Genomic DNA, 24,118 nt, shown 5'->3' with positions numbered 1-24,118 from the left:
CGCCGACGTCGAGGCGCACCCCGAGGCGTGGCAGTCGTGGCTGCGGCTGTCGATGGCGTACGACGCCGCCCGCGACCGCCGGCGCGCCCGCATGGCGGCGCGCCGGGCCCTCGCGCTGCGCACGGGCGTGCGCGTGCGCGAGGATCGACCCCAGGAGGCACCATGACCGCGCACCCCTACGAGGAGCTGCTCGCCGACGTGCTCGTGCACGGCGAGCACAAGGGCGACCGCACCGGCACCGGCACCCGCTCGGTGTTCGGCCGCCAGCTGCGGTACGACCTCGCGCAGGGCTTCCCGCTCATCACCACGAAGCGCGTGCACTTCAAGTCGATCGCGCTCGAGCTGCTGTGGTTCCTGCGCGGCGACTCGAACGTGCGGTGGCTGCAGGAGCAGGGCGTGACGATCTGGGACGAGTGGGCCGACGCCGAGGGCGAGCTCGGCCCGGTGTACGGCGTGCAGTGGCGCTCGTGGCCGACGCCCGGCGGCGGCACGATCGACCAGATCGCGCAGGTCGTCGAGTCGATCCGCTCGAACCCCGACTCGCGCCGGCACATCGTGTCGGCCTGGAACCCCGCCGACATCCCCGACATGGCGCTCGCGCCGTGCCACGCGTTCTTCCAGTTCGACGTCACGGGCGGCCGCCTCAGCTGCCAGCTCTACCAGCGCTCGGCCGACATGTTCCTCGGCGTGCCGTTCAACATCGCGAGCTACGCGCTGCTGACCCACATGGTCGCGCAGCAGACGGGCCTCGAGGTGGGCGACTTCGTGTGGACCGGCGGCGACTGCCACATCTACGACAACCACGTCGAGCAGGTCGAGCGGCAGCTCGCGCGCGAGCCGTTCCCGCTGCCGACCCTGCGCATCCGCCGCCGCCCCGAGAGCATCCTCGGCTACGAGCTCGACGACTTCGAGGTCGTCGGCTACGAGCACCACCCCGGCATCAAGGCACCCGTGGCGGTCTGAGTGATCGGCATGATCTGGGCCCAGGCCCGCGGCGGCGTCATCGGCGACGCGGGAGACATGCCGTGGTCGCTGCCCGAGGACATGGCGCGCTTCAAGGCGATCACCCTCGGCCACCCGGTCGTCATGGGCCGGCGCACGTGGGAGTCGTTCCCGCCGCGGTTCCGGCCGCTCCCGGGCCGCGACAACATCGTCATCACGCGCAGCCCCGACTTCGTCGCGCCCGGCGCGCGCGTCGTCGGCAGCCTCGAGGAGGCGCTCGCCGCCGCGCTCGCGATCGACGACGAGGTGTGGATCGTCGGCGGCGGGCGCGTGTACCGCGAGGCGATGGACCGCGCGGACCGGCTCGAGATCACCGACATCGACCTCGACGCGACCGGCGACACCACGGCGCCCGAGGCGGATGCGTCGTGGCGCGAGGTCGCGCGCGACCCGGGGACCGGGTGGCACGAGAGCCGCTCGGGCCTCCGGTTCGCCTACCGCACGCTCGAGCGCGTCACGTAAGCGCGATCCAGTAGCGCTCGATCCCGCCCCGCACGTCCTCGAGCTCGCCGCCCGCCGCGAGGATCACGGCGCGCGAGGCGGGGTTGTCGTCGTCGCACGTGACGAGCACGTCGTCGAGCCCGATCCACTGCGCGCGGTCGAGCACGAGGCGCAGCGCCGCCGTCGCGACGCCGCGGCCGCGCGCGGTCGGCCGCACGCCGAAGCCGATGTGGCCGCCCTCCTCGAGCAGGTGGTCGTTGAGCTCGTGCCGCAGCTGGATCGAGCCGAGCACGCGGCCGGGCCACTCGTCGTCGTCGATCCACCACACGGTCGCGGGCACGAGGCCGTCGATGAGCCGGGCGTTCTGCTGCTGCTCGCGCTCGAGCCAGCGCGCGAAGCCCGCGGGCTCGGCGAGCTCCTCGACGTCGAAGCCGTGCGTGCCGAACCCGTGCAGGGTCTCGCCGGCGAACTCGCGCATCGCCTCGACCCACGACGCGTGGAGGGCGGCGGATGGCTGCCGGAGGCGGATCATGCGGCCAGCGTAGGGCGCGCGATAGCCTTGAGCCATGACCTCCAACCCCTTCGGCCAGGTGCTCGTCGCGCTCGTGACCCCCATGAGCGCCGATGGCGAGGTCGACTGGGACGACGTCGAGCGGCTCATCGACGACGTCGTGACGCACGGCGCCGACGGCATCGTCGTCTCCGGCACCACCGGTGAGACGTCGACCCTGACCGACCCGGAGAAGATCCGGCTCGTCGAGGTCGCGAAGGCCGTCGCGGGCGACCGCGCGAAGGTCATCCAGGGCGGCGGCTCCAACGAGACCGCGCACGCGATGGACCTCTCGCGCAAGGCGGAGCAGGCCGGCGCCGACGGCATCATGATCGTCACGCCGTACTACAACAAGCCGACGCAGTCGGGCGTGCTCACGCACTTCCGCATGATCGCCGGCGCGACCGACCTGCCCGTGATCCTCTACGACATCCCCGGCCGGGCGGGCATCCCCATCCGCTTCGAGACGCTCGTGCGCGCCGCGAAGCACCCGAACATCCTCGCCGTGAAGGACGCGAAGGGCGACTTCGCCGAGGTGAGCCGCGTGCTCAACCAGACCGACCTGCTGTACTTCTCCGGCGACGACGCGAACGTGCTCCCGCACCTCGCGATCGGCGCCTCGGGCCTCATCGGCGTCACCGCCAACATCGCCCCGCGCCCGTACCGCACGATGATCGACGCGGTGAACGAGGGCGACCTGCACGCGGCGCAGGAGCAGCACAAGGCGCTCGAGCCGCTCGTGCGGGCGACCATGACGCACGTGCCCGGCACGGTGTCGACGAAGTACATCCTGCACGGGCTCGGCCGCATCGGCAGCCCCCGGGTGCGCCTGCCGCTCGTCGGCCCCGAGGACGCCGAGGCCGCCCTCATCGAGGACGAGCTCGCGCTCGTCCGCGGGATCGACGGCCTCGACCTCAGCCGCTTCCGCCCCGACCGCAACGCGGCCGCCGGCGGCGCGCTGCCGAAGGTCCACGGCACCACGCGGTGACGGCGCCCGGCCGCTGCCGCTCCAGACTTCCCGCGCGCGAGGTGCGCGCACCCCACATCCGCTCGCCCCGCGCGAGCCGCATATGAAGGAGGCCCCTTGACGGCCATCACCCAGCCCCCCGCGCTCGCGGCGGGCACCCTCCGCTTCTTCCCGCTCGGCGGCCTCGGCGAGGTCGGCCGCAACATGACGGTGTACGAGCAGGACGGCAAGCTGCTCATCGTCGACTGCGGCGTGCTCTTCCCCGAGGAGCACCAGCCGGGCGTCGACCTCGTGCTGCCCGACTTCGGCCCGATCCGCGACCGCCTCGACGACGTCGTGGGCGTCGTGCTCACCCACGGCCACGAGGACCACATCGGCGCCGTGCCGTACCTCCTGCGCCTGAAGGCCGACATCCCGCTGCTCGGCTCGCAGCTCACGCTCGCGCTCGTCGAGGCGAAGCTCAAGGAGCACCGCATCCGCCCGTTCACCCACACGGTGCGGGAGGGGCAGGTCGAGCGGCTCGGGCCGTTCGAGACGGAGTTCGTGGCCGTCAACCACTCGATCCCCGACGCGCTCGCCGTCGCGATCCGCACGAGCGCGGGCCTCGTGCTGCACACGGGCGACTTCAAGATGGACCAGCTGCCGCTCGACGACCGCATCACGGACCTGCGCGCGTTCGCGCGGCTCGGCGAGGAGGGCGTGGATGCGTTCCTGGTCGACTCGACGAACGCCGACGTCCCGGGGTTCACGGCCCCCGAGCGCGAGATCGGCCCCGTCATCTCGCAGGTCATCGCGAAGACCTCCGGGCTCGTCGTCGTCGCGTCGTTCTCGAGCCACGTGCACCGCGTGCAGCAGGTGCTCGACGCCGCGCACGAGAACGGGCGGAAGGTCGCCTTCGTCGGCCGCTCGATGGTGCGCAACATGGGCATCGCCGCCGACCTCGGCTACCTCAAGGTGCCCGAGGGCGTCGTGGTGAGCCAGAAGGAGGCGGAGAACATGCCGCGCGAGGAGGTCGTCTTCATGTCGACCGGCTCGCAGGGCGAGCCGATGGCGGTGCTGAGCCGCATCGTCAACGGCGAGCACCGGATCGAGGTGGGGGAGGGCGACACCGTCATCCTCGCGTCGAGCCTCATCCCGGGCAACGAGAACGCCGTCTTCCGCGTCATCAACGGGCTCATGCAGCTGGGCGCGAAGGTCGTGCACAAGGGCTCGGCGAAGGTGCACGTCTCGGGCCACGCCTCGGCGGGCGAGCTGCTCTACTGCTACAACATCCTGCAGCCGCGGAACGTCGTGCCCGTGCACGGCGAGTACCGGCACCTGCACGCCGCGGCGTCGCTCGCGATCGACACCGGCGTGCCGCGCGAGCGCGCGTTCGTCGGCGAGAACGGCACGGTCTGGGACCTGCAGGGCGGCGAGGTCCGCGTCGCCGGCCAGCTCGAGATCGGGTTCGTGTACGTCGACGGCTCGTCCGTGGGCCGCATCGACGAGGCGGACCTCAAGGACCGCCGCATCCTCGCGGAGGAGGGGTTCATCTCCATCTTCGTCGCGGTCGAGCCGCAGACCGGCAAGGTCATCGTGGGCCCCGAGATCCACGCGCGCGGCTTCGCCGAGGACGACAGGGTGTTCGACGACATCCGCCCCAAGATCGTCAAGGCGCTCGCCGAGGCCGGCGAGCAGGGCGTGCGCGACCAGCACCAGTACCAGCAGGTCGTGCGCCGCACGGTCGGCCGCTGGGTCGGCACGCGCATCCGCCGCCGCCCGATGATCGTGCCGGTGGTGATCGAGGCGTAGCCCGCAGCCGCGGAGTTCGAGCGAGCGCGGAGCGCCTCCGGGCGCTCGTCGGCGGTCGGATCTAGGGTGTCGGCCATGGCCACGAGCACCAAGTCGACCAAGCCGTCCGCGCGCGGGCGATCGACCGGCACGGCGACCGCCGCGACGACCAAGGTGCAGCGCGCGGCTCGCTCGACCAAGGCGCAGCCGACCTTCGAGGAGGAGCGGCCCGGCATCGCGCAGCGCGCGTGGATGGGGCTCGCGCACGCGACCGGGGGTGCCGCGCGCGTCTTCGGCCGCGAGTCGCTCGCGAAGGAGGAGCGGCGCGACGGCGTGCCGTTCCTGCTGACGATCCTGGCCGTGCTGGGCGCGGTCGTCGAGTGGATCCTGCCGGCGAACGCCGTGGCGCAGGCGATCTCCGCCTACACGTGGGGCGGCCTCTTCGGGCAGGTCGCGATCGCGCTCCCGGTCGTCTTCGTGCTGCTCGCGCTGTGGATGTTCCGGCACCCGGCCTCGGTGAGCGACAACGGCCGCGTGGGCCTCGGGCTCTCGCTCCTGCTCATCTCGGTCGCGGGGCTCTGCCACGTCGTGCTCGGCATGCCGGATGCGTCGCTCGGCATGCCCGCGCTCGCGGACGCGGGCGGCATCCTCGGCTGGGTCGCGGCCGCGCCCCTCGCCGCACTGCTGACGCCGATCGGTGCCGGCGTGGTGTGCGGGCTCGTCGCCGCCCTCGCCGTGCTCGTGATCACGAGGACGCCGCCGACGCGCATCCCCGAGCGGCTCGTCGAGCTCTACGGCTACCTCTTCGGCGTCGAGACCGGGAGCCCGGAGGAGCGCGAGGAGGCGCGGCGCGCGCGCCGCGAGGCGAGGGAGCTCGCGAAGGCGGAGGAGGCCTCCGCCGCCGACGAGGAGCCGATCGAGGGCGACACCGGCGCGCTGCCGTTCTGGCGACGGAACGCGACGGGCCGCGAGGTCGACCCCGCCTACGACACCCCGGTCATGATCGACCGCGAGCAGCCCACCACGCGCGTCGACGCGGTCCCGGCGACGACCCCCGAGCCGCTGCCCGCGGCCGCGGAGGAGCCCGACGAGCACGACGAGTACGCGACCTCGGTGCTCGCGTCGCTCGAGCAGGCCGAGGCCGCCGTGCGCGCCCGCACGGGCGAGGTCGCGCTGCCCGAGCCCGACGCGGCCGCCGCACCCGCCGCGCGACCGCAGGCGCAGCGGCCGTACCGGCTGCCCTCGATCGCGTCGCTCGGCCAGGGCGAGCCGCCGAAGGCGCGCTCCGCCGCGAACGACGAGATCGTCGCCGCCATCACGCAGGTGCTCGGCTCGTTCAACGTCGACGCGAAGGTCACCGGCTTCTCGCGCGGCCCGACCGTGACCCGCTACGAGATCGAGGTCGCGCCGGGCGTGAAGGTCGAGCGCGTCACCGCCCTCTCGAAGAACCTCTCGTACGCCGTCGCCTCGAACGAGGTGCGCATCCTCTCGCCCATCCCCGGCAAGTCGGCGATCGGCATCGAGATCCCGAACCCCGACCGCGAGACCGTGAAGCTCGGGGACGTGCTGCGCTCGCGCGCAGCCGCCGACTCGAAGCACCCCATGACGATCGGCATCGGCAAGGACGTCGAGGGCGGCTACGTCGTCGCGAACCTCGCGAAGATGCCGCACCTCCTCGTCGCCGGCTCGACCGGCTCGGGCAAGTCGTCGTTCGTCAACTCGATGATCACGAGCCTGCTCATGCGCGCGACGCCCGCGGAGGTGCGCATGGTGCTCGTCGACCCCAAGCGGGTCGAGCTGACCGCCTACCAGGGCGTGCCGCACCTCATCACCCCCATCATCACGAACCCGAAGAAGGCGGCCGAGGCGCTGCAGTGGGTCGTGAAGGAGATGGACATGCGCTACGACGACCTCGCGTCGTTCGGCTACAAGCACATCGACGACTTCAACAAGGCCGTGCGCGCCGACGAGATCGTGCTGCCCGCCGGCAGCCAGCGGGTGCTGAAGCCCTACCCGTACCTGCTCGTCGTCGTCGACGAGCTCGCCGACCTCATGATGGTCGCGCCGCGCGACGTCGAGGACTCCATCGTGCGCATCACCCAGCTCGCGCGCGCCGCGGGCATCCACCTCGTGCTCGCGACGCAGCGCCCCTCGGTCGACGTCGTCACGGGGCTCATCAAGGCGAACGTGCCGAGCCGCTTCGCGTTCGCCGTCTCGAGCGTGACCGACTCGCGGGTCATCCTCGACCAGCCCGGCGCCGACAAGCTCATCGGCCAGGGCGACGGGCTCTTCCTGCCGATGGGCGCGAACAAGGCGATGCGCGTGCAGGGCGCCTGGGTCGACGAGGCGGAGATCCAGCGGGTCGTGCAGCACGTGACCGGGCAGGCACGCCCCGAGTACCGCGACGACGTCGCCGAGGCCGCGCAGAAGCGCGAGATCGACGCCGACATCGGCGACGACCTCGAAGACCTCTGCGCGGCGGCCGAGCTCGTCATCTCGACGCAGTTCGGGTCGACGTCGATGCTCCAGCGCAAGCTGCGCGTCGGCTTCGCGAAGGCGGGCCGGCTCATGGACCTCATGGAGTCGCGCGAGATCGTCGGGCCGTCCGAGGGGTCGAAGGCGCGCGACGTGCTCGTCCCGCCGGAGGGGCTCGCCGCGGTGCTCGCGTCGCTGCGGGGCGAGGGTCCCGCGCCCTCGGCGTCCGCGCCGGCACCCGACGCCGCTGTCGCGGCTGCGCCGGCAGCGCAGCCGGACCCCGCGCCGTCCGCGGCCGACGGCGACGACGCATCCGCCGACGCCGACGACGACGGCGCGTGGGTCGAGACCGACGACCGCTACGACGACCCGCTCGACGAGGCGAACCGCGACGGGCTCGAGGTCGTGGAGGCCGACGGCGGCGACGAGGACGCCTGGTCGCTCACCGGGCGCGACTGAGCCGCTGCTCCCAGTGACCGCCCGGTAGCCTCGCTCCATGCCGATCCTGAGCCCGTGGCGCGGACGCGTGTGGCGCCGCGGCCCCGAGCCCGCGAGCGTCGCGAGCGTGCCGAACCTCATCTCGGTCGCGCGCATCCTGCTGACGCCGGTCTTCATCGGCGTCGCGCTCGCCAACCCGGAGCCCGGCCTCGCGCGCACGCTCGCCGCGGTGCTGTTCGCGGTGCTCATCGCCACCGACTTCGTCGACGGGCGCATCGCGCGCGGCCGCGGCCTCGTCACCGACCTCGGCAAGCTCATCGACCCGATCGCCGACAAGGCGATCACGAGCAGCGCGTTCGTCGTGCTCTCGGTGCTCGGGGAGCTGCCGTGGTGGATCACGATCGTCGTGCTCGTGCGCGAGTGGGGGATCACGCTGTACCGGCTCGTGGTGTCGAGCCGCACGGTGATCGCGGCCGACTGGGCGGGCAAGGCGAAGACGATGGCGCAGGGCATCGCCCTCCCGCTCGCGCTCCTGCCGCTGCAGGCGTGGGTCGGGCCGTGGGGCGTGTGGGTGTGCGTGGCGACGATGTCGGTCGCGGTCGCGCTGACGATCTACTCGGGACTGGAGTTCGCATGGCACGCCGCGAGGAGTCGGTGATGGATGCGCTGGAGGTCTCGGGCAGGGTCGTCGCGCGGGCTGCCGCGCGGGGCATCACGATCGCGGTCGCCGAGTCGCTCACCGGCGGGCTCGTCGCCGAGACGCTCGTGCGCACGCCCGGCGCGTCGACGGTGCTGCGGCTCGGCGTCGTCGCGTACGCGACCGAGATGAAGCAGCAGGTGCTGCGGGTGCCGGCCGACCTGCTCGAGGAGCGCGGGCCGGTGGACCCCGATGTCGCGATCTGGATGGCGAGGGGCGTCCGCCGCCTCGCTGCGATCGACCGCGGCGCGTGCACGATCGGCGTCGCCACGACCGGCGTCGCGGGACCCGGGGCGCAGGACGGGCACGCGCCGGGCGAGTTCCACATCGGGCTCGAGCTCGACACGACCGCCGGCCTCGTGACGCGCTCGTCCACGCACTTCGCGCCCGGCGACCGCGAGGAGGTGCGGCGCGCCGCGCTCGAGGCGGCGCTGCTCGCGCTCGACGAGGCGCTCGAGCGCACCGACCTCGTGATGCACAGCGAATCCACGGGCTGAGCAGTGAGCGCTCGGAATGCCCGAGGTGAGGCTTGCGTTGTCACATCCGACGGACATCGAGCGCATCGCAGGAAGGCTGCGGCTAGCATGATGCATCCGACCACGGTGGAGGAGGAGACCATGGTGCTGGTTCGACAGGAGATCGGCGATGTGCTGCGCGACGTGCGCCTGCGCCAGGGCCGCACCCTGCGCCAGGTCGCCTCGCGAGCCTCCGTGGCCCTCGGCTACCTCAGCGAGGTCGAGCGCGGGCAGAAGGAGGCCTCGAGCGAGATCCTCGCCTCGGTGGCCGACGCGCTCGACGTACCGCTCTCGAGCGTGCTCCACGAGGTGGGCGACCGCCTCGCGGTGCTCGAGGGCCTCGGCTACGACGGCATGGGCCACATCGGCGCGACCGTGCCCGACACGCTGCCCGACGACCTCGTGGCGGAGTTCGACTCGGCTGTGCGCTGAGGTGCGCCGGTGAGGCTGCGCGAGCTGCAGCTCGCGATCGACGAGGAGTTCGGCTCGCTCGGGTCGGTGCTCATGCAGGACACGACCCTCGCGAGCCTCGGCGGCCGCACCGGCGACGAGGCGCTCGCCGCCGGGGTGCCGGCCCGCGACGTCTGGCTCGCGCTCTGCGACGCGAAGGACGTGCCGCGCGAGCGGCGGCACGGGCGGGGGCTGCGCGAGACGCGCTCGTGAGCGCCGACACGCCGCGGATCGCTTCGAAGGTTCGTTCGATCCGGGCGTAGGCTGGAGGGGCTCGACGGGTCCGTCTCCACAGGCCGGGTCCGGGGTCGCACGCGTGTCAGCGGCCCGACGTAGCGTGAGCGCTACCTACGAACGGAAGGCCCAGCACATGCCCACACCCGCAGACCGCGACAAGTCGCTCGAGGCGGCGCTCGCGCAGATCGACCGCCAGTTCGGCAAGGGGTCCGTCATGCGCCTCGGCAGCGAGGAGCGCGCGCCGGTCGAGGTCATCCCGACCGGTTCGATCGCGCTCGACGCCGCGCTCGGCATCGGGGGCCTGCCCCGCGGCCGCATCATCGAGATCTACGGCCCCGAGTCCTCCGGCAAGACCACGCTCACGCTGCACGCGATCGCGAACGCGCAGCGCAACGGCGGCATCGCCGCGTTCATCGACGCCGAGCACGCGCTCGACCCCGAGTACGCGAAGAAGCTCGGCGTCGACATCGACTCGCTCCTCGTGTCGCAGCCCGACACCGGCGAGCAGGCGCTCGAGATCGCCGACATGCTCATCCGCTCCGGATCGATCGACATCATCGTGATCGACTCGGTCGCGGCGCTCGTGCCGCGCGCCGAGATCGAGGGCGAGATGGGCGACAGCCACGTCGGGCTGCAGGCCCGGCTGATGTCGCAGGCACTGCGCAAGCTCACCGGCGGGCTCAACCAGACCGGCACGACGATGATCTTCATCAACCAGCTGCGCGAGAAGATCGGCGTCTTCTTCGGGAGCCCCGAGACGACCGCGGGCGGCAAGGCGCTGAAGTTCTACGCCTCCGTGCGCCTCGACATCCGCCGCATCGAGACGCTCAAGGACGGCGCCGACGCGGTCGGCAACCGCACGCGCGTCAAGGTCGTGAAGAACAAGATGGCGCCGCCGTTCAAGCAGGCCGAGTTCGACATCCTCTACGGCGTCGGCATCTCGCGCGAGGGCAGCCTCATCGACTTCGGCGTCGAGCACGGCATCGTCCGGAAGTCCGGTGCCTGGTACACCTACGACGGCGACCAGCTCGGCCAGGGCAAGGAGAAGGCCCGTCAGTTCCTGATCGAGAACCCCGACATCGCGGGCGCGATCGAGCGCCAGATCCTCGGCAAGCTGGGCATCGGCGCCGCCGGTGCCGCCGATCCCGCCGCGATCGAGTCGCTCGACGCGCGTCGGCAGGAGCGCCAGGGCGCGTGAGCGACCTCGATGGGCTCGCGGCCGTCACCGAGCTGTCGACCTGGATCGCCGGGCGCGAGGAGCGTCCCGGCAGCCGGGCGGAGCCCTCGGTCGGCCGCGAGCAGCGGCGCGACCGCGACGCGCGCGAGTCGGGGCCGGGCGAGCCGATCGACGAGGAGGCAGCGCGCGGCATCGCCCTGCGCGCGCTCGGCCGCCGCGCCGCGAGTCGGTTCGAGCTCGACCGCGCGCTCGCCAAGCGCGATGTCGAGCCGCAGGTCCGGGCGGCCGTGCTCGACGCCCTCGAGCGCGACCGCTACCTCGACGACGAGCAGCTCGCGCGCGACGAGGCCGCGCGCCTGCGGGAGCGCAAGCAGCTCGGCGAGCGTGGCATCGCAGCGGCGCTGCGCCAGCGCGGGCTCGACCCCGCTGTGCTCGACGAGGTCGATCGCGACGACGAGCTGCAGCGGGCGATCGACGCGGCGGCCGAGCGGCGCACGAGGCTCGCGTCGCTCGACGACGAGACCGCGGAGCGCCGGCTCGCGGGCTGGCTGCAGCGCCGCGGCTTCGGCGGCGGTGCCGTGCGCATCGCCATCGAGCGCACGCGACCGCGCGGGCCGCGGTTCCGCTGAGCGCGTCGCGTGCCCGGGATCGACTCGGCGCGCGGATGGCGGCGACGATTCATCGGAAGGCGATAGATTGCGGCCCATGAAGACGATGAAGCTCCTCGCTGTCCCGGCTCTCGCAGCCGCCTCCCTCCTCGCCCTGACCGGATGCATCCAGATGCCGCCCGCCAACAACGCGAACACCGGCACCAGCACCGACAGCGGCACCGACACCGACACGGGCGCAGCCGAATCCCTCGAGGGCACCTCGTGGACCGGCGCGATCGACGGCGTCGTCGACCCGTTCGGCTTCACCCTCAACGCCGACGGCACGGTCGACATCACGACGTGGGGCAACTCGTCCGAGACGTACGACGCTCCCCAGGACGTCTGGGAGGGCGACTCGGAGGACCTCACCATCACGATCACCGGCCTCGAAGAGGGCGCGTTCGACGTGACGTTCACGGGCACGGCGGCCGGGGGCCAGATGGACCTCGCCGGCGAGGGCACCGACGGCTCGTCGCGCACCCTCACCGCCACGCAGGACTGACGCGAGGGGGCGGCCGCCGCTCGGTACGCTGGAGGCCATGTCGACGACCTCCGCGCTGCGCACCTACGAGGTGAAGACCTTCGGGTGCCAGATGAACGTGCACGACTCGGAGCGGCTCCGCGGCTCGCTCGAGCAGGCGGGCTACACGGAGGCCGTCGACGGCCGCCCCGACGTCATCGTCATCAACACGTGCGCGGTCCGCGAGAACGCGGACCAGAAGCTCTACGGGCACCTCGGGCACCTCGCGAGGACGAAGCGCGAGCGCGACGGCTTCCAGATCGCGGTCGGCGGCTGCCTCGCGCAGAAGGACCGCGAGACGATCATCGAGCGTGCGCCGTGGGTGGACGTGGTGTTCGGCACCCACAACATCGGCTCGCTGCCCGCCCTCCTCGAGCGGAGCCGCCACAACGGCGAGGCGGAGGTCGAGATCCTCGAGTCGCTCGAGGTCTTCCCCTCGACGCTGCCCACGAAGCGCGAGTCCACCTACGCCGGCTGGGTCTCCATCTCGGTCGGCTGCAACAACACCTGCACGTTCTGCATCGTGCCGTCGCTGCGCGGCAAGGAGCGCGACCGGCGGCCTGGCGACATCCTCGCCGAGCTCGAGGCGCTCGTCGCCGACGGCGCGATCGAGGTGACGCTGCTCGGGCAGAACGTCAACTCCTACGGCGTCGAGTTCGGCGACCGGCTCGCGTTCGGCAAGCTCCTGCGCGCGGCGGGCGAGATCGACGGGCTCGAGCGCATCCGCTTCACGAGCCCGCACCCTGCTGCGTTCACCGACGACGTGATCGACGCGATGGCCGAGACGCCCGCGGTGATGCCGCAGCTCCACATGCCGCTCCAGTCCGGCTCCGACCGGGTGCTGCGGGCGATGCGGCGGTCGTACCGCTCCGCGCGGTTCCTCGGGATCCTCGACCGCGTGCGCGACCGCATCCCGGACGCCGCGATCACGACCGACATCATCGTGGGCTTCCCGGGCGAGACGGAGGAGGACTTCCAGGAGACGCTCCGCGTCGTCGAGGCGTCGCGGTTCGCCTCCGCCTTCACGTTCCAGTACTCGATCCGCCCCGGCACGCCCGCCGCGACGATGCCGGACCAGGTGCCGAAGGAGGTCGTGCAGGGGCGCTTCGAGCGGCTCGTCGCGCTCCAGGACGCCATCTCGTTCGAGGAGAACCGGCGTCAGGTGGGTCGCACGCTCGAGGTGCTCGTGTCGGTCGGCGAGGGCAAGAAGGACGCCGAGACGCACCGCCTCTCCGGTCGTGCCGAGGACAACCGGCTCGTGCACTTCGCGCCCGGCGCTGAGGCGCCGCGGCCGGGCGACGTCGTCACCGTAGAGGTGACGCAGGCGGCGCCGTTCCACCTCATCGCCGACGCGGGCCCGCTCTCGGTGCGCCGCACGCGCGCGGGGGACGCGTGGGACCGCAGCCTCGCCGACTCGTGCGGGGTGCCCGCGCCCGCCGCCGCGCGAGGCGGCGTGGGCGCGCCCGTCTCGCTCGGGCTGCCGACGCTGCGCGTCGGCACGTGAGGCTGATCGCCGTCGTCGGCGCCACGGGCACCGGCAAGACGGCGAAGTCGCTCGCGATCGCGGATGAGATCGTGCGGCTCGGCGCGCGCGCCGAGATCGTCAACTGCGACGCGATGCAGCTCTACCGCGGCATGGACATCGGCACGGCGAAGGCGAGCGTCGAGGAGCGACGGGGCCACCCCCATCACCTCATCGACGTGCTCGAGCCGTGGCAGGACGCGGCGGTCGCCGCGTACCGCGACGCCGCCCGCCGCGCCATCGCTGCGATCGAGGAGCGCGGCGCGGTGCCGATCCTCGTCGGCGGCAGCGGCCTCTACGCCTCGAGCGTGCTCTACGCCTTCGAGTTCCCCGCGACCGACGCGGCCGTGCGCGCCGAGCTCGAGGCGGACCTCGAGCGCGGCGGCGCGGCGGCGATGCACGAACGGCTGCGCGCGCTCGATCCCGCGGCCGCCGCGGCGATCGGGCCGCACAACGGCCGCCGCCTCGTGCGGGCCCTCGAGGCGGTGACGCTCACGGGCGAGCCGTTCCGCGTCGGCCTGCCCGACGAGCGCGCCCTCGCCCGACCGACGATCATCCAGCACGAGCGCGTCGAGCGCGCCGGGCTCGTGCGCCGCCTCGACGAGCGCGTCGAGCGGATGTGGCGCGACGGGATCGTCGACGAGGCTCGTGCGATGCGCGCGGCCGGCATCGAGCGCGGCACGACCGCGCAGCAGGCGATCGGCTACCGGCAGGCGCTCGACCAGCTGGACGGGCTCGTGACCGAGGCCGACGCGATCGCCGCGACGCAGGCGCTCACGCGCCGCTACGCCCGGCGCCAGGTGTCCTGGTTCCAGCGCTACCCGGCGGCGCCGCCCGCGGATCCCGCAGCGCTCGCGCGGGCGGCGCTCGCTAGCCTGGAGGCATGACGACGCACGCGACGCCCTTCGCGAAGGGGCACGGCACGGGCAACGACTTCGTGCTCGTCGCCGATCCCGCCGGCGAGGCGCCGCTGAGCCCCGAGCGGGTGCGCGCGCTCGCCGACCGGCGCTTCGGGATCGGGGGAGACGGCGTCATCCGGGCCGTGCCCGCGGGCCGCGCCGGCGATGCCGCGCTCGACGGCGCGAGCGCCGGCACGTGGGCGATGGACTACTGGAACGCCGACGGCAGCACGAGCGAGATGTGCGGCAACGGCGTGCGCGTGTTCGTGCGGTTCCTGCTCGAGCGGGGCCTCGCCGAGCTGCCCGACGGGGCGTCGATCGACGTCGCGACCCGCGCGGGCGTCAAGCGCGTCGTGCGCCGCGGCACCCTCCTCTCGGCCGACCTCGGACCGTTCGAGCTCGGCGGCACCCGGCTCGTCGCCGCGGACGGGCTCGACGTCGACCGCCCCGGCCTCGACGTCTCCACCGGCAACCCCCACGTCGTCGTCGCGCTCGCCGACGAGGCCGAGCTCGACCGCCTCGAGCTGCAGCGGCCCCCGGCGCTCGAGCCGGCCGCCGAGCACGGGGCGAACGTCGAGTTCGTGGTGCCGGGGACGATCGCCGACGGGGTCGGCTCGATCCGGATGCGCGTCCACGAGCGCGGGGTCGGCGAGACGCTCTCGTGCGGCACCGGTGCCGTCGCGGCGGCCATGGCCACGCGGCACTGGTCTGGGGATGCCGCCGACCGGTGGATCGTGGACGTCCCGGGCGGCAGGCTCGAGGTCGACGTCGACGAGCGCGGGCACGCGTGGCTCACGGGGCCCGCCGAGATCGTCTTCCGCGGAGAGGCGCTCAGTCCGGTGCCGTGACGGCGATGATCCGATACGTCTTCCGCGAGTCCGCGCGCTCGACCTCGAAGCGCTCGAACCGCTCGCCGAGCCAGCGCAGCAGCGAGTCGGCGCCGAGGTGCTTCTGCACGACGAGCCACGCGGTCGCGCCGGGCGCGAGGCGCGGGATCCAGGTCTCGAGCAGCCCGTGCAGCTGCTGCTTGCCGATCCGGATGGGCGGATTCGACCAGATCGCGTCGAAGCGCACGTCCTCGGGCACGCGCTCCGGCAGCGCGGGCACGATGTTCGCTATGCTGAGCAGCTCGGCATTCCGCTCCACGAGCGAGAGCGCTCGGGCATTGACGTCCACCGCCCAGACGCGGGCGGCGGGGGAGCGGAGCGCGAGCGTCGCGGCGATCGGCCCCCACCCGCAGCCCAGGTCGAGCAGCTCGCCCGTCGCGGGCGGCGCGGGCACCGCATCGAGCAGCACCGCGGTGCCGACGTCGAGGCGGTCGCCGGAGAAGACGCCGGTGGCCGTGACCATCTCCCGCTCCCGACCCGCGATCGGCACCCGGATGGTGCGGACCGATTCGGGCGCAGCGGGCTCGGGCGAGAAGTAGTGGTCCGACACGGATCCGACAGTACAGAAGGAAGCGAAGCATGGCAGAAGCGCAGGACGGCACCGCCAGCGGGCGCGCGACGGAGCGCATCCTCGCCTGGGCGGAGCCCGGCGAGCGAGAGCTGCTGGCCGCGCGAGCGCAGGCGCTGCAGGACGACGACGACGTGCTCGCGGACGCCGACGGCGACCAGCTCGATCGCGACGAGCGCGCGGCGCTGCGCCGCGTCGACGGCCTCCGCACCGAGCTCGAGGACATCACCGAGGTCGAGTACCGGCAGCTGCGGCTCGAGAACGTCGTGCTCGTGGGCGTCTACAGCGGCCAGGCGGACGACGCCGAGAACTCGCTGCGCGAGCTCGCCGCGCTCGCCGAGACGGCCGGCGCGCGCGTGCTCGACGGCGTGCTCCAGCGCCGTCCGAACCCGGACCCGGCCACCTACGTCGGCCGGGGGAAGGCCGAGGAGCTCGCCGCGATCGTCAAGGAGCTCGGCGCCGACACCGTCGTCGCCGACAGCGAGCTCTCGCCGAGCCAGCGCCGAGCGCTCGAGGACCGCGTGAAGGTCAAGGTCATCGACCGCACGGCCGTGATCCTCGACATCTTCAGCCAGCACGCGAAGAGCCGCGAGGGCAAGGCCCAGGTGGAGCTCGCGCAGCTCGAGTACCTCCTGCCGCGACTGCGCGGCTGGGGCGAGTCGATGTCGCGCCAGGCCGGTGGCCAGGTCGGCGGGCAGGGCGCGGGCATGGGCTCGCGCGGACCGGGCGAGACCAAGATCGAGCTCGACCGGCGACGGATCCACTCCCGCATGGCGCGGCTGCGGAAGCAGATCAAGGGCTTCGCGCCGGCGCGACAGGCGAAGCGCGCGAACCGCGACCGGCACGAGGTGCCGGGGGTCGCGATCGCCGGCTACACGAACGCCGGCAAGTCGAGCCTGCTGAACCGCATCACCGGAGCAGGGGTGCTCGTCGAGAACGCGCTCTTCGCGACCCTCGACGCGACCGTGCGCCGGGCGCGCACGCCCGACGGCCGGGAGTTCACGATCGCCGACACGGTCGGCTTCGTGCGCGACCTGCCGCACCAGCTCGTGGAGGCGTTCCGCTCGACGCTCGAGGAGGTCGCGGAGTCCGACGTCATCGTGCACGTCGTCGACGCGAGCCACCCCGACCCGGCCGCCCAGATCGCGACCGTGCGCGACGTGCTCGGCGAGACGGGCGCGCGGTCGATCCCCGAGATCGTGGTGTTCAACAAGTGCGACCTCGTCGGCGCCGACGAGCGGCTCGTGCTCCGGGGCCTGCAGCCCGACGCGGTCTTCGCGTCGGCGCGCACCGGCGAAGGCATCGAGGAGCTGCTCGAGCGGATCGCGGACATGCTGCCGCGACCCGAGATCGCCGTCTCGCTGCTCGTGCCGTTCGACCGCGGCGACATCATCGCGATGCTCCACGACCGGTTCGAGGTGCTCCGCGAGGACTACTCGTCCGAGGGCACGCGCATCGAGGCGATGGTGACCGAGGCCGCGGCGGGGCAGCTCGCGGAGTTCGTGGTCGCCTAGCGGTCAGACGGCGCGGAGGACGGCCACGACGCGGCCGAGCACCTCGGCCTCGTCCCCGAGGATCGGCTCGAACGCGGAGTTGCGCGGCAGCAGCCACGTGTGGCCGTCGCGCTGGCGGAACACCTTGACCGTCGCCTCCCCGTCGAGCATCGCGGCGACGATGTCGCCGTTGACCGCGTCGCGCTGCTGGCGCACGACGACCCAGTCGCCGTCGCAGATCGCGGCGTCGATCATCGAGTCGCCGACGACCTTGAGCATGAAGAGGTCGCCGGAGCCCACGAGCTGCTTCGGCAGCGGGAACACGTCCTCCACCTGCTCCTCGGCGGTGATCGGGATGCCCGCGGCGATGCGCCCGACGAGCGGCACGAACGCGGCCTGCTCGATGCTGCCGCCCGACTCGTCGACCTCGTCGTCGACGAGCACCTCGATGGTGCGGGGGCGGGCGGGGTCGCGGCGGATGCAGCCGGCGAGCTCGAGCTGGCCCAGCTGGTGCGTGACGCTCGAGAGCGACGAGAGGCCGACGGCGTCGCCGATCTCGCGGTAGCTCGGCGGGTAGCCGCGCTGCCGCACCGCCCGCTGGATCACCTGCAGGATCGCCTGCTGCTTGTCGGTCAGCTGCCTCGTCATCCGTGCCCCGATCCCGCCGTGTCAGTGGTCCCTGATGGACTCCGTCTGGTTCGAAAGCGTATCCGACCGGGTGCGCCGATCAAACGCCTGTTCGAGAGTGTCGCGGACTTCTTCCGCGGGAGGGCTTGACGGGCGGACCGCATCGAAAGTACATTCGAAACAGAGATTCGCGGCCGGTGCTCCCGGCCGAGCGCCGGCCGCGGATCCCAGTCCTCGGACTGATCGAGAGGAGCTCGAAGATGACCGCCATCGCCACCACCGCCGCTCCGGCGCTGCGCGTGCGCATGACCGCGCGCGGCCGCCGCGCCCTCGCCCTGCTCGTCGCCGCACCCGCGCTCGCCCTCGGTGCGCTCGCGGGTGGCGGGCTCATCGGCGACGCGGTCTCCGGTGCGGTCGCCGCGTCGACGGCACACTCGGCGGAGTTCGAGACCATCACGGTCGTGCCCGGCCAGTCGCTGTGGCAGATCGCGCAGTCGATCGCCCCCGAGGCCGACCCCCGCGACGTCGTCGCCGAGATCGAGATGCTGAACGGCATCGCCGGCGCGATCCAGCCCGGCGAGCGGCTCGCGATCCCCGCGCAGTACTCCCGCTGACGCGCACGGGCGGGCTCGGCATCCGCGGCCGTCCTAGGCTGGTTCGGTGACGAGCCTCGACGACCTCCCGATCCGCGACGACCTGCGCGGGCTCACGCCCTACGGCGCGCCCCAGCTCGAGGTGCCGGTGCGGCTGAACGTCAACGAGAACGCCTACCGAGTGCCCGAGGAGGTGGCGCTCGATATCGTGCAGGAGGTCGCGCGGGCCCTGCCCGACGCCAACCGCTACCCCGACCGCGAGTTCGACGAGCTGCGCCGCTCCTTCGCCCGCTACCTCGGGCACGGCGTCGCTCCAGAGCAGATCTGGGCGGGCAACGGCTCGAACGAGGTGCTGCAGCACGTGCTGCAGGCCTTCGGCGGCCCCGGGCGGAGCCTGCTGTCGTTCACACCCACCTATTCGATGTACCCGCTCCTCGCGCAGGGCGTCGGCATGCGCTGGATCCCGGTCGCGAGGCGCCCCGACTTCACCATCACGCCCGACGACGTGCGCGCGGCCATCGCCGAGCACGACCCGGACGTGGTGTTCCTGTGCTCGCCGAACAACCCGACCGGCACCGCGATCGATCAGGAGACCATCGCCGCCGCCGCCGACGCGGCGCGCGGCATCGTGCTGGTCGACGAGGCGTACGCCGAGTTCGCGCACGACCGCGACCGCACCGCGCTCGACCTGCTCGACGGCCGCCCGCGCCTGCTCGTCTCCCGCACGATGAGCAAGGCCTTCGCCTTCGCCGGCATGCGCGTCGGCTACCTCGCCGCCGACCCGGCCGTGGTCGACGCCCTGCGGCTCGTCCGGCTGCCGTACCACCTCTCCGCGATCACGCAGGCCGCCGCGGTCGCGGCGCTGCGCCACAGCGACGTCATGCTCTCGCGCGTCGACGACCTGCGCCGCGAGCGCGATCGCATCGTCGACGAGCTCGCGGCCCTCGGCTACCGGCCCCACCCCTCCGACGCCAACTTCGTGCTCGTCGGCGGCATCGACGATCCGCAGGCGACCTTCCGGGCGCTGCTCGCCCGGGGGATCCTGGTGCGCGACGTCGGACTGCCGGGCACCCTGCGCATCACCGCGGGCACCCGCGCCGAGACGAGCGCGCTGCTCGCGGCCATGGCCGAGCTGCGCTCCGAATAGGATCGAGGCATGGCTCGCACCGCAACCATCGAGCGCACGACGAGCGAGTCGAGCATCTCGCTCTCGCTCGACCTCGACGGCTCCGGCACCTCCTCGATCTCGACGACGGTGCCGTTCTACGACCACATGCTGACGGCGTTCTCGAAGCACTCGCTCATCGACCTGACCGTCGAGGCGCGCGGCGACACCGACATCGACGCTCACCACACGGTCGAGGACACCGCGATCGCGCTGGGCCTCGCCCTCGCCGAGGCGCTCGGCGACAAGCGCGGCGTGCGCCGCTACGGCGACGCGACCGTGCCGCTCGACGAGGCGCTCGCGCGCGCGGTCGTCGACCTCTCGGGCCGCCCCTACCTCGTGCATTCGGGCGAGCCCGCGGGGTTCGAGCTGCACCGCATCGGCGGTCACTTCACCGGGTCGCTCGTGCGCCACGTGCTCGAGGCGATCACCCTCAACGCACGCATCACGGCCCATGTCGAGGTGCTCGCCGGTCGCGACCCGCACCACGTCGCCGAGGCGGAGTTCAAGGCGTTCGCCCGTGCGATGCGCGTCGCCGTCGAGCCGGATCCGCGCGTCTCCGGGGTCCCGTCGACCAAGGGCGCGCTGTGAGCGGAGGCGCCCGATGACGGCACAGCGCAAGCGCGTCGCGCTCCTCGACTACGGCCTCGGCAACGTCCACTCGGCCGCGAAGGCGCTCGAGGCGGCCGGCGCCGACGTCACGCTCACCAAGGACCGCACGGCGGTCATGGAGGCCGACGGCCTCGTCGTGCCGGGCGTCGGCTCGATGGCCGCGTGCATGGCGGGCATCCAGGCGATCCATGGCGGCGAGCTCATCGGACGGCGGCTCGCCGGCAGCCGCCCCGTGCTCGGCATCTGCGTCGGCATGCAGGTGCTGTTCTCCTCGGGCGAGGAGGGCGGGGGCCACACGCAGGGGCTCGACGAGTGGCCCGGCACCGTGCGCCGGCTGCGCGCCGACGTGCTCCCGCACATGGGCTGGGCGGAGGTCGAGGCTCCGGCCGACTCCCAGCTGTTCGCCGGGCTCGCGGCCGAGCGCTTCTACTTCGTGCACTCCTACGCCGTGACCGAGTGGCTCATCGAGCCGCACGAGCGCATGCGCCAGCCGCGCGTGACGTGGGCCGAGCACGGCGAGCGCTTCATCGCGGCCGTCGAGAACGGGCCGCTCGCCGCGACGCAGTTCCACCCAGAGAAGTCCGGGCAGGCGGGCGTGCGCCTGCTCGAGAACTGGGTCCGAGGGCTCTGACAGCCCCGACCCCGACCCGCATCCCGGCCGACGGGCGTAGCATCGCCGTGGCCACCATCCGGAAGGCAAGGCAACGCATCCCATGACCGACTTCAACCAGTCGCCCAAGCTGCAGCTGCTGCCCGCGATCGACGTCGCCGGCGGCAAGGCCGTGCGGCTGACGCAGGGCAGGGCCGGCACCGAGACCTCGTTCGGCAGCCCCGTCGACGCAGCCGAGGACTGGGTGCGGCAGGGCGCCGAGTGGATCCACCTCGTCGACCTCGACGCGGCGTTCGGCCGCGGCGACAACCGCGCCGTCATCCGCAAGGTCATCAAGGCGTCGAAGGGCCGCGTGAACGTCGAGCTCTCGGGCGGCATCCGCGACGAGGCGTCGCTCGAGGCGGCCCTCGCCACCGGCGTGAAGCGCATCAACCTCGGCACCGCCGCGCTCGAGAACCCCGAGTGGACCGCATCCGTCATCGCCGAGTACGGCGACCAGATCGCCGTCGGCCTCGACGTGCGCGGGACGACGCTCGCCGCGCGCGGCTGGACGCAGGACGGCGGCGACCTGTGGGATGTGCTCGACCGGCTCGAGGCCGCCGGCTGCAGCCGGTACGTCGTCACCGACGTCACGAAGGACGGCACGCTGCAGGGCCCGAACCTCGACCTGCTGCGCCAGATCGGCGAGCGCACGCAGAAGCCGATCGTCGCGTCGGGCGGCGTCGCGAGCCTCGACGACATCGCGGCGCTGCGCGAGCTCGTGCCGCACGGCGTCGAGGGAGCGATCGTGGGCAAGGCGCTCTACGCCGGCGCCTTCACGCTCGCCGCCGCCCTCGACGTCGCCGGCCACTAGGTCGCCCGTGAGCCACGCGCCCGGGCGCGACGCCGACTCGGCCGGGCGGCCCTGGGCCGGCAGGTCGTTCCAGCACCACGACACCGCGTACGCCGACGACGACGGCTCGGCGCCCGCCGGCTACCTCGAGGCGGTGGGCGCCTTCCGGGCCGGCCGGGCCGGGCGCGCGGCGGGCGTCGACGCCCTGCGCGGGCAGCGGGTGCTCGTGCCGCTGCTCGCGGCCGCGGGGGAGACGGGCGTCGACGAGCGCGGCCGCACGATCGACAAGACGCAGGAGCTGTCGATCGTCACGGTCCAGGGGCCCGACGGCGCGCCGATCCTGCCGATGTTCTCGCACGTCGCCGCGATGCAGGCGTGGAACGCGGCCGCGCGGCCCGTGCCGTCGAGCGTGCAGCGCGCGGCGGCGGCGGCGCTCGACGGTCCGGCGCGCATCGTGCTCGACCCGGGCGCCGAGAGCGAGTTCGTGGTCGGCCGCACGATGCTCGAGGCGCTGCTGACGGATGCGCCGTGGGCGTGGGGCGTGGAGGATCCCGCCGTGCACGCCGCGGTCGTCGACGCGCTGCTCGAGCAGCCCGCCGTGCACGCGGTCGTGCTGGCGACGGGCGACCCGCGATGCACGCTCGCCGGCGCCGACCTCCAGGTGCACGCGCTCGTCGACGGCGCGCCGGATGCGGCGGCCCAGGTCAGCCGTGCCGCGGCAGCGCTCGGCGAGATCGCGCTGCTGCGCGAGCGCATCGAGAGCGTCGCGCTGCGCGTGCACCGCTGGGACGGGGGAGCCAGCCCGCTGCCGCTCGTCGCGCCGCCGGTGCGCGCGGTGACGCGCGCGGAGCTCGGTCGCTAGACGACCGAGCCGGTGTACTTCTCGCCGGGCCCCTTGCCGGGCTCGTCCGGGATCGCGCTCGCCTCGCGGAACGCGAGCTGCACCGACCGCAGGCCGTCGCGCAGCGGCGCGGCGTGCACGCTGCCGACCTCGGGCGCGGCCGCGGTGACGAGGCCGGCGAGGGCGTTGATGAGCTTCCGCGCCTCGTCGAGGTCGAGCTGCTGCTCGGGGTCGTCGGCGAGGCCCACCTTGACCGCCGCGGCGCTCAGCAGGTGGATCGCGACGGTGTTGATGAGCTCGACCGCGGGCACGTCGGCGATGTCGCGCACCTCGTCGAGCCGGTCGTCGTCGTGGTCGTGCTCGATCGCGTCGGTCATCGCGCTCTTCTCCTGAAGGCTGGTCTCTGGTAGAGTTCTGCAGGTTTCGGGCTCTCGCCCGGAGGTGAAAGAGGAGCGATCCCACCCGCAGCCGTCTCAAGGCTACCGGGTCAGCAGCACAGCGGCACGCGCCCCCGGGCGCTGCGGCTCGTGCTGAGCCACGCGGCGGCTGCCGCGATCCGGCTCCTCGTTCGCCGTGCACCAGCACACAGCACGCAACGAGAAGGAGTCCGCGATCAGCGATCCCCGCATCAACGAGCGCATCCGCGTCCCAGAAGTCCGACTGGTAGGCCCCGGTGGCGAGCAGGTCGGCGTCGTGAGGGTCGAGGATGCCCTTCGCCTCGCCCGCGAGGCCGAGCTCGACCTCGTCGAGGTCGCTCCCGACGCACGCCCGCCGGTGGTCAAGATCATGGACTACGGCAAGTTCAAGTACGAGCAGGCGCAGAAGGCCAAGGATGCGCGGCGCAACCAGGCGAACACGGTCCTCAAGGAGGTCCGCTTCCGCCTGAAGATCGACGAGCACGACTACGAGACGAAGCGCAAGCGCGCGCAGGGGTTCCTCGAGGCGGGCGACAAGGTCAAGGCGATGATCCTGTTCCGCGGCCGCGAGCAGTCGCGGCCCGAGATGGGCGCCAAGCTGCTCCAGCGGTTCGCCGAGGACATCCGCGAGTACGGCGTCGTCGAGTCGTCGCCCACGCTCGACGGCCGCAACATGACGATGGTCGTGGGGCCGCTGCGCTCGAAGTCGGATGCGAAGACCGAGCAGAACGCCCTGCGCTCGGAGCAGCGGAAGGCCGCGCAGGAGAAGCGCCGGCTCGAGTCGGAGCGGAAGGCCGCGCGCCAGGCGGAGCTCGAGGCCTCGCGCCCGCAGCGCCCGGCCCCGGTGCGCCGCGTCGTCGAGCCGGAGCCGATGCGGGCTCCCCGGTCGGAGTCGTCGGAGCGCTCGTCGCGCCCGTCGAGCGACTCGCGCTCCTCGCGCCCGTCGTCGAGCGACCGTCCGTCGCGGCCCTCGAGCGAGCGCTCGACCGAGTCGCGCTCGAGCGAGCCCCGCGGTGACTCGCGGCCCCGCCAGGCACCCCGCACGGTGACGCCGACGCCGGCGCACGCGCCGCGGCCGACGGGTGCGCCGCGCCCGACGTCCGCGCCCAAGCCCGCTGCCGCATCCGCCGCAGCCGCCCCGGCTGCGTCCGCAGCCCCCAAGCC

27 protein-coding genes are annotated in these 24,118 nt (G+C 73.1%); 23 read left to right on the top strand and 4 right to left on the bottom strand.

Annotation, left to right across the window (positions count from 1 at the left end; all coding sequences use genetic code 11):
* The first annotated feature begins 162 nt into the window (after nt 1-162).
* Complete coding sequence (locus NWP09_RS04305) at nt 163-963, top strand: thymidylate synthase (protein WP_258274308.1); 801 nt, start codon at nt 163-165, stop codon at nt 961-963.
* A gap of 9 nt (nt 964-972) precedes the next feature.
* Nucleotides 973-1,464 (top strand): dihydrofolate reductase, encoded by a 492-nt coding sequence (locus NWP09_RS04300; protein WP_258274307.1) that lies wholly within the window; start codon nt 973-975, stop codon nt 1,462-1,464.
* Here NWP09_RS04300 and NWP09_RS04295 read toward each other — a convergent pair.
* Nucleotides 1,457-1,975: a GNAT family N-acetyltransferase gene (locus tag NWP09_RS04295; RefSeq protein WP_258274306.1), complete on the bottom strand. Its 519-nt coding sequence runs from the start codon at nt 1,973-1,975 to the stop codon at nt 1,457-1,459. The two genes, NWP09_RS04300 and NWP09_RS04295, sit on opposite strands and share 8 nt — an antisense overlap.
* A 34-nt stretch (nt 1,976-2,009) precedes the next feature.
* Here NWP09_RS04295 and dapA point away from each other — a divergent pair, with 34 nt between their 5' ends.
* The 13 genes from dapA (at nt 2,010) to dapF (ending at nt 15,158) form a co-directional block, all read left to right on the top strand.
* A complete protein-coding gene (gene dapA, locus NWP09_RS04290) occupies nt 2,010-2,981 on the top strand; it encodes a 4-hydroxy-tetrahydrodipicolinate synthase (RefSeq protein WP_258274305.1) in 972 nt (323 codons plus the stop codon).
* Nucleotides 2,982-3,077: 96 nt separating this feature from the next.
* Nucleotides 3,078-4,751 (top strand): ribonuclease J, encoded by a 1,674-nt coding sequence (locus NWP09_RS04285; RefSeq protein ID WP_258274304.1) that lies wholly within the window; start codon nt 3,078-3,080, stop codon nt 4,749-4,751.
* Between the two features lie 75 nt (nt 4,752-4,826).
* Nucleotides 4,827-7,664, top strand: coding sequence for a DNA translocase FtsK (locus tag NWP09_RS04280; protein WP_258274303.1), 2,838 nt, complete (start codon nt 4,827-4,829; stop codon nt 7,662-7,664).
* A gap of 37 nt (nt 7,665-7,701) precedes the next feature.
* The gene (pgsA, locus tag NWP09_RS04275; protein WP_258274302.1) at nt 7,702-8,301 is read left to right on the top strand and encodes a CDP-diacylglycerol--glycerol-3-phosphate 3-phosphatidyltransferase; all 600 of its coding nucleotides are present in this window, start codon (nt 7,702-7,704) and stop codon (nt 8,299-8,301) included.
* The gene (locus NWP09_RS04270; protein WP_258274301.1) at nt 8,301-8,837 is read left to right on the top strand and encodes a CinA family protein; all 537 of its coding nucleotides are present in this window, start codon (nt 8,301-8,303) and stop codon (nt 8,835-8,837) included. Before pgsA ends, NWP09_RS04270 begins: the two co-directional genes overlap by 1 nt.
* 120 nt (nt 8,838-8,957) lie before the next feature.
* On the top strand, nt 8,958-9,287 hold the full coding sequence (locus NWP09_RS04265; protein WP_258274309.1) for a helix-turn-helix domain-containing protein: 330 nt from the start codon (nt 8,958-8,960) through the stop codon (nt 9,285-9,287).
* A 9-nt stretch (nt 9,288-9,296) separates the two neighbouring features.
* Nucleotides 9,297-9,518 carry a DUF3046 domain-containing protein gene (locus tag NWP09_RS04260; RefSeq protein WP_258274300.1) on the top strand — a complete coding sequence of 74 codons (222 nt, stop codon included), beginning with the start codon at nt 9,297-9,299 and terminating at the stop codon, nt 9,516-9,518.
* A 157-nt stretch (nt 9,519-9,675) separates the two neighbouring features.
* Nucleotides 9,676-10,740: a recombinase RecA gene (gene recA / locus NWP09_RS04255; protein WP_258274299.1), complete on the top strand. Its 1,065-nt coding sequence runs from the start codon at nt 9,676-9,678 to the stop codon at nt 10,738-10,740.
* The gene (locus NWP09_RS04250; RefSeq protein ID WP_258274298.1) at nt 10,737-11,348 is read left to right on the top strand and encodes a regulatory protein RecX; all 612 of its coding nucleotides are present in this window, start codon (nt 10,737-10,739) and stop codon (nt 11,346-11,348) included. The genes recA and NWP09_RS04250 overlap by 4 nt, the downstream gene beginning before the upstream one ends.
* 76 nt (nt 11,349-11,424) lie before the next feature.
* Entirely contained in the window at nt 11,425-11,871 is a 447-nt protein-coding gene (locus NWP09_RS04245) for a hypothetical protein (protein ID WP_258274297.1), read from the top strand.
* 37 nt (nt 11,872-11,908) lie between these two features.
* A complete protein-coding gene (gene miaB / locus NWP09_RS04240) occupies nt 11,909-13,393 on the top strand; it encodes a tRNA (N6-isopentenyl adenosine(37)-C2)-methylthiotransferase MiaB (RefSeq protein ID WP_258274296.1) in 1,485 nt (494 codons plus the stop codon).
* Complete coding sequence (gene miaA / locus NWP09_RS04235) at nt 13,390-14,298, top strand: tRNA (adenosine(37)-N6)-dimethylallyltransferase MiaA (protein WP_258274295.1); 909 nt, start codon at nt 13,390-13,392, stop codon at nt 14,296-14,298. Before miaB ends, miaA begins: the two co-directional genes overlap by 4 nt.
* A complete protein-coding gene (dapF, locus tag NWP09_RS04230; protein ID WP_258274294.1) occupies nt 14,295-15,158 on the top strand; it encodes a diaminopimelate epimerase in 864 nt (287 codons plus the stop codon). Before miaA ends, dapF begins: the two co-directional genes overlap by 4 nt.
* Here dapF and NWP09_RS04225 read toward each other — a convergent pair.
* Nucleotides 15,142-15,747, bottom strand: coding sequence for a class I SAM-dependent methyltransferase (locus NWP09_RS04225; protein ID WP_258274293.1), 606 nt, complete (start codon nt 15,745-15,747; stop codon nt 15,142-15,144). The genes dapF and NWP09_RS04225 overlap by 17 nt on opposite strands.
* Nucleotides 15,748-15,776: 29 nt before the next feature.
* On the opposite strand from NWP09_RS04225, the gene hflX reads away from it, so the two are divergent.
* On the top strand, nt 15,777-17,279 hold the full coding sequence (gene hflX, locus NWP09_RS04220; RefSeq protein WP_258274292.1) for a GTPase HflX: 1,503 nt from the start codon (nt 15,777-15,779) through the stop codon (nt 17,277-17,279).
* A gap of 3 nt (nt 17,280-17,282) precedes the next feature.
* On the opposite strand, the gene lexA is transcribed toward hflX, so the two are convergent.
* Nucleotides 17,283-17,906, bottom strand: coding sequence for a transcriptional repressor LexA (lexA, locus tag NWP09_RS04215; protein WP_258274291.1), 624 nt, complete (start codon nt 17,904-17,906; stop codon nt 17,283-17,285).
* 239 nt (nt 17,907-18,145) lie between these two features.
* Here lexA and NWP09_RS04210 point away from each other — a divergent pair, with 239 nt between their 5' ends.
* From NWP09_RS04210 to NWP09_RS04185, 6 genes are all read left to right on the top strand, one after another.
* Entirely contained in the window at nt 18,146-18,499 is a 354-nt protein-coding gene (locus NWP09_RS04210) for a LysM domain-containing protein (RefSeq protein ID WP_258274290.1), read from the top strand.
* Nucleotides 18,500-18,545: 46 nt separating this feature from the next.
* Entirely contained in the window at nt 18,546-19,625 is a 1,080-nt protein-coding gene (locus tag NWP09_RS04205) for a histidinol-phosphate transaminase (protein WP_258274289.1), read from the top strand.
* A 9-nt stretch (nt 19,626-19,634) separates the two neighbouring features.
* Nucleotides 19,635-20,234 (top strand): imidazoleglycerol-phosphate dehydratase HisB, encoded by a 600-nt coding sequence (gene hisB, locus NWP09_RS04200; protein WP_258274288.1) that lies wholly within the window; start codon nt 19,635-19,637, stop codon nt 20,232-20,234.
* Nucleotides 20,235-20,247: 13 nt separating this feature from the next.
* Nucleotides 20,248-20,886: an imidazole glycerol phosphate synthase subunit HisH gene (hisH, locus tag NWP09_RS04195; protein ID WP_258274287.1), complete on the top strand. Its 639-nt coding sequence runs from the start codon at nt 20,248-20,250 to the stop codon at nt 20,884-20,886.
* A gap of 82 nt (nt 20,887-20,968) precedes the next feature.
* The gene (priA, locus tag NWP09_RS04190; protein ID WP_258274286.1) at nt 20,969-21,718 is read left to right on the top strand and encodes a bifunctional 1-(5-phosphoribosyl)-5-((5-phosphoribosylamino)methylideneamino)imidazole-4-carboxamide isomerase/phosphoribosylanthranilate isomerase PriA; all 750 of its coding nucleotides are present in this window, start codon (nt 20,969-20,971) and stop codon (nt 21,716-21,718) included.
* Nucleotides 21,719-21,725: 7 nt separating this feature from the next.
* The gene (locus NWP09_RS04185; protein WP_258274285.1) at nt 21,726-22,559 is read left to right on the top strand and encodes an SseB family protein; all 834 of its coding nucleotides are present in this window, start codon (nt 21,726-21,728) and stop codon (nt 22,557-22,559) included.
* On the opposite strand, the gene NWP09_RS04180 is transcribed toward NWP09_RS04185, so the two are convergent.
* Nucleotides 22,556-22,915 carry a DUF1844 domain-containing protein gene (locus NWP09_RS04180; protein WP_258274284.1) on the bottom strand — a complete coding sequence of 120 codons (360 nt, stop codon included), beginning with the start codon at nt 22,913-22,915 and terminating at the stop codon, nt 22,556-22,558. The two genes, NWP09_RS04185 and NWP09_RS04180, sit on opposite strands and share 4 nt — an antisense overlap.
* A gap of 196 nt (nt 22,916-23,111) precedes the next feature.
* Between NWP09_RS04180 and infC the strand changes: the two genes are divergently transcribed.
* Nucleotides 23,112-24,118 (top strand): translation initiation factor IF-3 (gene infC, locus NWP09_RS04175; RefSeq protein ID WP_258274283.1); only part of this gene is annotated, 1,007 nt, incomplete at its 3' end.

Source organism: Agrococcus sp. HG114, from assembly GCF_024723325.1.
In the GTDB taxonomy this organism is placed as follows: Bacteria; Actinomycetota; Actinomycetes; order Actinomycetales; family Microbacteriaceae; genus Agrococcus.
This window is presented reverse-complemented; position numbering and strand designations above follow the sequence as displayed.